The 6,668-nt window shown below is 60.9% G+C and carries 5 protein-coding genes and 1 pseudogene; all 6 read right to left on the bottom strand.

Annotation, left to right across the window (positions count from 1 at the left end; all coding sequences use genetic code 11):
- Window positions 1–201: pseudogene (locus GHO41_RS28130) on the bottom strand (peptide ABC transporter permease); the annotation flags it as partial.
- Between the two features lies 1 nt (window position 202).
- Window positions 203–2,092: an extracellular solute-binding protein gene (locus tag GHO41_RS28125; protein ID WP_153435243.1), complete on the bottom strand. Its 1,890-nt coding sequence runs from the start codon at window positions 2,090–2,092 to the stop codon at window positions 203–205.
- A 110-nt stretch (window positions 2,093–2,202) separates the two neighbouring features.
- A complete protein-coding gene (locus GHO41_RS28120) occupies window positions 2,203–4,932 on the bottom strand; it encodes a TonB-dependent receptor (protein WP_048369965.1) in 2,730 nt (909 codons plus the stop codon).
- A 266-nt stretch (window positions 4,933–5,198) separates the two neighbouring features.
- Window positions 5,199–5,600: a biopolymer transporter ExbD gene (locus tag GHO41_RS28115; protein WP_048369966.1), complete on the bottom strand. Its 402-nt coding sequence runs from the start codon at window positions 5,598–5,600 to the stop codon at window positions 5,199–5,201.
- Window positions 5,600–6,304, bottom strand: coding sequence for a MotA/TolQ/ExbB proton channel family protein (locus GHO41_RS28110; protein ID WP_088500391.1), 705 nt, complete (start codon window positions 6,302–6,304; stop codon window positions 5,600–5,602). Before GHO41_RS28110 ends, GHO41_RS28115 begins: the two co-directional genes overlap by 1 nt.
- 62 nt (window positions 6,305–6,366) lie before the next feature.
- Window positions 6,367–6,668 (bottom strand): energy transducer TonB (locus tag GHO41_RS28105; protein ID WP_153435242.1); only part of this gene is annotated, 302 nt, incomplete at its 5' end.

The raw sequence follows: 6,668 nt of genomic DNA, 5'->3' as shown, positions 1-6,668 counted from the left end.
GCTACGGCTGGCGCCAGCGCTGTGGGCGGCCATTTCGCCGCCACCGCCGCCGACGGAGGCACCACTGAACCCCTGCAAACGGGCAATGGCCTGATCCACCGGGCCACCGGGAGCGGCCTGCACGATCAAAAAGTTGACCACCAGAATGCACAGCAGGGTGGGGATGATGAGCAATAAGCGACGACTGATGTAATGCCACATCTTAATGATTCTCTGCCGGAGTATTGGAAGCAGGCGCGTTGGCCTTGTTGAACTGCGCGTTGCTTTGCGCGGTTTTGCTGACTTCCCACCAGGTGTTCAAGCCCTCGTCGTACTTGGGCTCTAGCGCCGGGCGACCGAAGCGGTTCTGGTACACGGTCGGGGTGCCGATGGAGTAGTAGTTGGGGATCATGTAATAACCCCATTGCAAGACCCGATCGAGGGCGCGGGCGTAATGCACCATCTCCTCGCGGCTGTTGGCTTGCACCAGCCCGTCGAGCAGGGTGTCGACGGCCGGGTCACGCAGCACAAAAGCGTTGGACGCGCCGGGCTGGGTGGCGCTGCTGGAGCCGTACATGTCGTACATTTCGCGGCCCGGCGAAACAATGGGCTGGCCACTGCGCGGGAAGCCCACCACGATCATGTCGTAGTCACGGGCGTTGAGGCGGTTGATGTACTGCGCAGAGTCGATCTTGCGGATGTCCATGTTGATGCCGATCTGCGCCAGGGTGCGCTTGTACGGCATGATCATGCGGTCGAAGCCGCCCTGGCCGTCGAGAAAGGTGAAGCTCAGTTGCTCTCCCTTGGCGTTGACCAGTTTGTTGTCTTTGGGTGTCCAGCCGGCTTGTTTGAGCAATGCCAGGGCTTGCAGTTGTTTGTCGCGAATGTAGCCGCTGCCATCGGTTTTCGGCGCCTGATAAACCTGGGTAAACACCTCGTCGGGGATCTTGCCGCGCAGCGGTTCGAGAATTTCCAGCTCGCGGGCATCGGGCAATTCGGTGGCGGCCATTTCACTCTTCGGGAAGTAGCTCTGCTGGCGCACATAGAAGTTGCGCATCATCTGCTTGTTGGTCCACTCAAAGTCCCACAGCAGGCTCAACGCCTGGCGAACGCGGCGGTCCTGAAAAAACGGGTTTTGCAGGTTGAAGGCAAAGCCTTGTGCAGCGCCCGGTTTGTCTTTGGCAAACACCCCGCGTTGCAGGCGCCCGTCGGTCAGCGCCGGGCTGTCGTAGCCAATGCTGAAACCGGTGGCTGAGAACTCGCGGTTGTAGTCAAACGCACCGGCCTTGAGCAGTTGCCGGGCGATGTCGGTGTCGCTGTAAAAATTCACCGTCAGGCGGTCGAAGTTGTACATGCCCTTGCTCACGGGCAAGTCTTTGGCCCACCAGTTTTTGTTGCGTTCAAAGGTAATGCTGCGGCCGGGGTCGACGTGCGACACCGAATACGGGCCGCTGCCCAGCGGTGGTTCGAAGCCGCCGCCAGTGGCGAAGTCGCGGGTCTTCCACCAGTGTTCGGGCATGATCCGCAGGCTGGCCAGGTCGAGGGCCAGGGTGCGGTTCTGGTTGTTCTTGAAGTCGAAGCGGATTTGCAACGGGCCTTCGACGACCACGTCTTTGACCTCGCCATAGACCATGCGGTAGCCCAGGCTGCCCTTGGTCATCAGGGTGTTGTAGGTGAAGGCGACGTCTTGCGCGGTGATCGGTGTGTCATCGGCAAAGCGGGCCTTGGGGTTCAGGTAAAAGCGCACCCAGAGGCCGTCCGGGTCGCGTTCCATCTTTTGCGCAATCAGGCCATAGACGGTGTAAGGCTCGTCCAGAGAACGGAACGCCAGGGGCGCGTACAACCAGTCATCCACCTGTGCAACGCCGGTGCCCTGGTCGATGTAAGGGACGATGTAGTTGAACTGGCCGATTTCCATCGAGGCCCGGCTCAGCGAGCCGCCTTTGGGCGCGTCGGGATTGACGTAATCGAAGTGCTGGAAGTTGTCCGGGTATTTGGCTGCTTCGCCGTACACCGTCAGCACCTGGCTGGGCGCGGCGCTCACACTCAGGCACAGGCATGACAGCGCAGGCACCAGCAGTGAACGAAGCAGGGGCAGGAAGAGTGAAGACATGATGGGGTTTCCTTGTACCGCGTGTGGAGCCCTGCAGGAGCGAGTCTCGCGATCTTTATTGAAGGTCAAAAGATCGCGAGGCAAGCTCGCTCCTACAGGGGGGCTATCACTTAGAAGTGGTAAGTCGCACGGGCGAAGAAGGTACGGCCCATTGGGTCACCGTAACGAGGGTCGTAACCGCTCTGGAAGTTGTAAGCCTGGTTGGAGAACGGCGGGTTGCGGTCAAACATGTTTTTGACGCCTACATCCAGGTCCACGGTTTTGTTGAAGGTGTAGCCACCCGAGATGTCCCACAGGGCGTATGACGCTACGCGTGAGTGAGTGTCGGTGTCGTAGTCGTTGTAACCGCTGGTGAAGCGGTTAACCAGCGAGGCGCGGTATGGGCCCAGGTTCCAGGTACCGCTCAACACGTGTTTCCAGCGGGCGATCACGCCAGTGCCTTCAAACGCACCGACGTTGTCGGTGTAGTTGCCGCCAATGGTGGTCTGGTAGTCATAGCGCGACACGTAGGTGCCTTGCAGACCCAGGCCGAACTGGCCATACGGGGTGTTCGGGAACTTGTAGTCGAGGCTGACATCGACACCGCTGGTTTTCACTGCGCCCAGGTTGGCAAGGCCGGTCTGAACGTAGTTGAGCGAACCGTCAGCGTTGCGGATGTAGCGATCGGCGTAGGTGTTCGGATCGTCAAAGACGGTAGATTCCGGGAACTCGGCGATCTGGTTGGCGATGTGGATCCACCAGAAGTCCAGGCCCATCGACAGGTTGCGCACTGGCTGGTAGACAAAGCCCAGGGTCAGGTTGCGCGCCTTCTCGGGGGACAGGTCGGTGTTGCCGCCGGTGCGGTTATGGAACTGCTGGCCGCAGTCACGTGCCGCGTTGCCGCCCGGTTGCACCACGCCGCCGGTGCACAGTTTAGGGTCGTTGTAGTAGCCCTGGGTGTAGGTGGTGTATTGCGGGTTGTACAACTCATACAGCGACGGCGCCCGGAAACCTTCGCTGTACGCGCCACGCACCACCAGTTCTTTGATTGGCTGGTAGCGGAACGAGTATTTCGGGTTGGTGGTGCTGCCAAAGTCGCTGTATTTGTCGTGACGCACGGCGGCCGACAGTTCGAGGCTGTCCAGTACCGGCACGTTCAACTCGGTGTACACCGCCTTGACGTTGCGATCGCCCTTGACGCTGCCGTCCGGGTCGACGCCCAGGCTGGAGATGTCCGCCGCGTATTGCTCGTAGCTCTGATGGAAGTTCTCCTGACGGAACTCGCCACCGATGGCCAGACCCGAAGGGCCGGCACCGAACCAGTCGCCGATTTCACGGCTCATGCGTCCGTCCAGACCGGTCACCCGGCCGACCGACGAGGAGTACTGGCCGTGGTACTGGTTGGCGTCAATCAACGCCTGGCCAGCCGCGGTTTGCGGGCCGAACGGGTTGATGATGCCGTCGGCGATGCCATTGATCATGGCCGCGTCGCTGACATAACCGCCGGTTACGCTGGAGATCACTTTGTTCTCGTTGTACGAGGCGCCGGCGTTGTAGTCCCAGCCCTGCACGGTGCCGTCAAAACTCAGGACCAGACGCTGGCTGGTGTTCTGGTCGCGGGACTGGCGTGCACCGGCGGCGGTTTCACGCCAGTTAAAATCGATCGGTTGGGTCGGATCGAAGTTAGGGTTGGTGGAGGCCGGGGTAATGCCTTTGCCAGGGTAGAACGGTGACGACGGGTCCATCGTCATGCCGGTCAGTGGCGCAGGGCCGACTTGGGTGGAGTTGTTGTTGCGGGCAAAGAAGTATTCGAGGTTGACGTTGTCATCATCGGTGAGCTTGCCGGTGGCCTTGCCGAAGAACGAAGTTTTTTCGGTGGCGGGTAGCAGGTCGATGTAGTTGCGGGTGTCGAAGCGGCACACGCCCTGGCGCGAGACCAGGTTAGGGCCATTGCAGTTACCCGACGACAGTGGGTTGGAGCTGACACCGTTCTGGCTGTAGTTGGCCGGGTATGAGGTGCCGGAGGTCTGGTCCAGGCCACGGCCCGGCGCATAGGTGGTGGCAAAGGTACGGTCTTTGGCGCGCAGATCGTCCTGTTTGTTGTAGCCGAACACGCCCATGACGTTGAAGCGGTCTTTGTCGAGGTCGCCATAGCCCCAACTGGCGCTGAGGTCTTTGGAGCCGCCGCCACCGCTGGCGTCAGCGCCTTCGCCGCCCAGCGAGAGGGTGCCGTCGGTCAACGATTTTTTGGTGATGAAGTTGATGACCCCGCCGATGGCGTCAGTGCCGTACAGGGCGGATGCGCCGTCGCGCAGCACCTCGACACGGTCAATGGCGGCAAACGGAATGGTGTTCAGGTCGACGGCCGAGCCATCGATGGCGTTGTTGCCCAAGCGGCGGCCGTTGAGCAGCACCAGGGTTTTGTTGGCACCGATACCGCGCATGTCGGCAAAGCTCGAGCCGCCTGTGGCGGCGCCCACCGAACTGGCCGGGTTACGAATCGACTGGTTGCCCGAGACGCGCTGAAGGATCTGCTCGGTGGTGGTCACGCCTTCGTTGCGCAGTTGATCGGCGCGCAGAATGGTGATGGGCACGGCGGTTTCTGCATCGACCCGGCGGATCGCCGAGCCGGTCACTTCAACACGATCCAGCTGCGTGGTGGGAGCAGGGGCGGCCGTTGCATCGGCGCTCACGGCGGCGCTGCTGACGGCACTGCCTGCGTCGTCGGACACGGTGGCTTCTGCTGCCTGCAACTGGCCTGCGCTCATCCCCAGAGCAACCAGATACAGCGGCACAAAACGATGCCGCTGCAAGCTTGCAACGAGCGGTTTGAGGGTGAAACCTGAACTCTTCATCTGCATGGTTATTTCCGACTTTTTCAGACGATTATTGGAATGGCCTTGTGAGCCCTCATGACTCCAGTTGGGTTGTGTCGACCCGTGGCAAAACACTTTTTTCAAGCAAGCCGCTCCCCAGCGCGGACTGACAGCGTTCGCGCGCGGCATGGTTACAGCGGGAAGTCGGTCTCTGTGGCCGCTGCCGCAGGCTGCGATGGGTAGCGAAGCGACCCGCTTGAAGGTCCCTCGGCCCTTATCGCAGCCTTCAGCAGCGGCTGCAGAGGTGAGCGTTACCGAGCAGTCATCACCGAAATCTTGGTGATGCCCGAGCGCTCAATCGAGGCCATGGCCTTGGCCACTTGCCCGTAATTGACGCCTTCGTCAGCCTGGAGCTGAACCCGTACTTCCGGGTCTTGGGCCTTGACGTCCTGCAGGCTTTTTTCCAGCAGCTCGGGGGCCACTTCGTTCTTGGCCAGGAAGAACTTGCCGTCCTGATCCACGCTGACCACCACCGGGTCTTTCTTTTTCTCGGTGGCCACGGCGTCGGTCTTGGGCAGGTTGATCTTGATGGCATTGGTCATCATCGGCGTGGTCACGATGAACACCACCAGCAGTACCAGCATCACGTCCACCAGCGGGGTGACGTTCATTTCACTGAGTACTTCATCGCTGTCTTGAGTTGAGAAAGACATCAGCTTGCCTCCCGCACAGCGGTGCGCTTGGTGGAAATAGGTTGGCGGTCGATGGCGAAAGCGCTGCGCTGGGCGAGGGCGTCGAAGTCATGGGCAAAGTCATCCATGGTGGCCGAGGCCATTTTCAGGCGACGCAGGAAGAAGTTGTAAATCAGCACCGCTGGCACGGCCACGGCAATCCCCACGCCGGTGGCAATCAGGGCGTGGCCGATGGGCCCGGCCACGGTTTCCAGGCTGGCGGAACCGCTGGCGCCGATGCTTTGCAAGGCTTCCATGATCCCCCAGACGGTGCCGAACAGGCCGATGAAGGGCGCGGTGCTGCCGATACTGGCGAGAATCGCCTGGCCGCTTTCCAGGGCGCGGCGTTCTTTCTGGATTTGTTGGCGCAGGTTGCGCTCCAGGCGATCGGCGCGGTTGATGGTGTTGGCCAGTTGCTGGGTGGTTCGCGGCGTGTCATCAACAATCATGGCTTCAAAGCCGCTGTTGGCGATGCGCGCCAGGGCGCCGGGGTACTGGCTGGCGTGTTCGGCGGCGGTGAGCAGGTCGGGGGCGGCCCAGAAGGCCTTGGTGAACTGGTTGTTCTGGGATTTTTGACGCAGGTATTGCGATGACTTGATGAGCAGCAAGGCCCAACTTACCACCGAAAAAAGCACCAAGGCCCAAAGTACCCCAGGGACAATCATGGAAGACAGAGACTCGTTCATGGCTATACCTCGCACTGCGGTTAAATAACGCGCTAATTAATAAGTGTCGGGACCCGGCGGGGTTATTCCGGCAATTTGAAAGCAATGGTCTGGGTGGCGAACCCTTCTATGGGCGTGTCCCCGCGTTTGGCCGGGACAAACTTCCAGTTACGTACAGCGGCGACGGCGGCGTCATCCAGCGCTTGTTTGCCGCTGGACTTGATGACCTCTACCGAGCCTGCGCGGCCGTTAGGCAGCACCTTGATCCGCAGCCCTACCGAGCCTTCCCAGTTACGCCGCAAGGCGATGGACGGGTATTCCGGTGGCGGGTTGCCGAGGCTGGCCAGCCCCGAAATGGCCGCTGTTTCCTTGGCCGGGCCTGGCG

The organism is Pseudomonas sp. FSL R10-0399 (assembly GCF_009600165.1).
GTDB classification, from domain to species: Bacteria; Pseudomonadota; Gammaproteobacteria; order Pseudomonadales; family Pseudomonadaceae; genus Aquipseudomonas; species Aquipseudomonas helleri.
This window is presented reverse-complemented; position numbering and strand designations above follow the sequence as displayed.

What these genes read in the sequence shown, in the direction of transcription:
- GHO41_RS28125 (WP_153435243.1), bottom strand. Translation starts at nt 2,092, where the DNA reads ATGTCTTCACTCTTCCTGCCCCTGCTTCGTTCACTGCTGGTGCCTGCG.
- GHO41_RS28120 (WP_048369965.1), bottom strand. Translation starts at nt 4,932, where the DNA reads ATGCAGATGAAGAGTTCAGGTTTCACCCTCAAACCGCTCGTTGCAAGC.
- GHO41_RS28115 (WP_048369966.1), bottom strand. Translation starts at nt 5,600, where the DNA reads ATGTCTTTCTCAACTCAAGACAGCGATGAAGTACTCAGTGAAATGAAC.
- GHO41_RS28110 (WP_088500391.1), bottom strand. Translation starts at nt 6,304, where the DNA reads ATGAACGAGTCTCTGTCTTCCATGATTGTCCCTGGGGTACTTTGGGCC.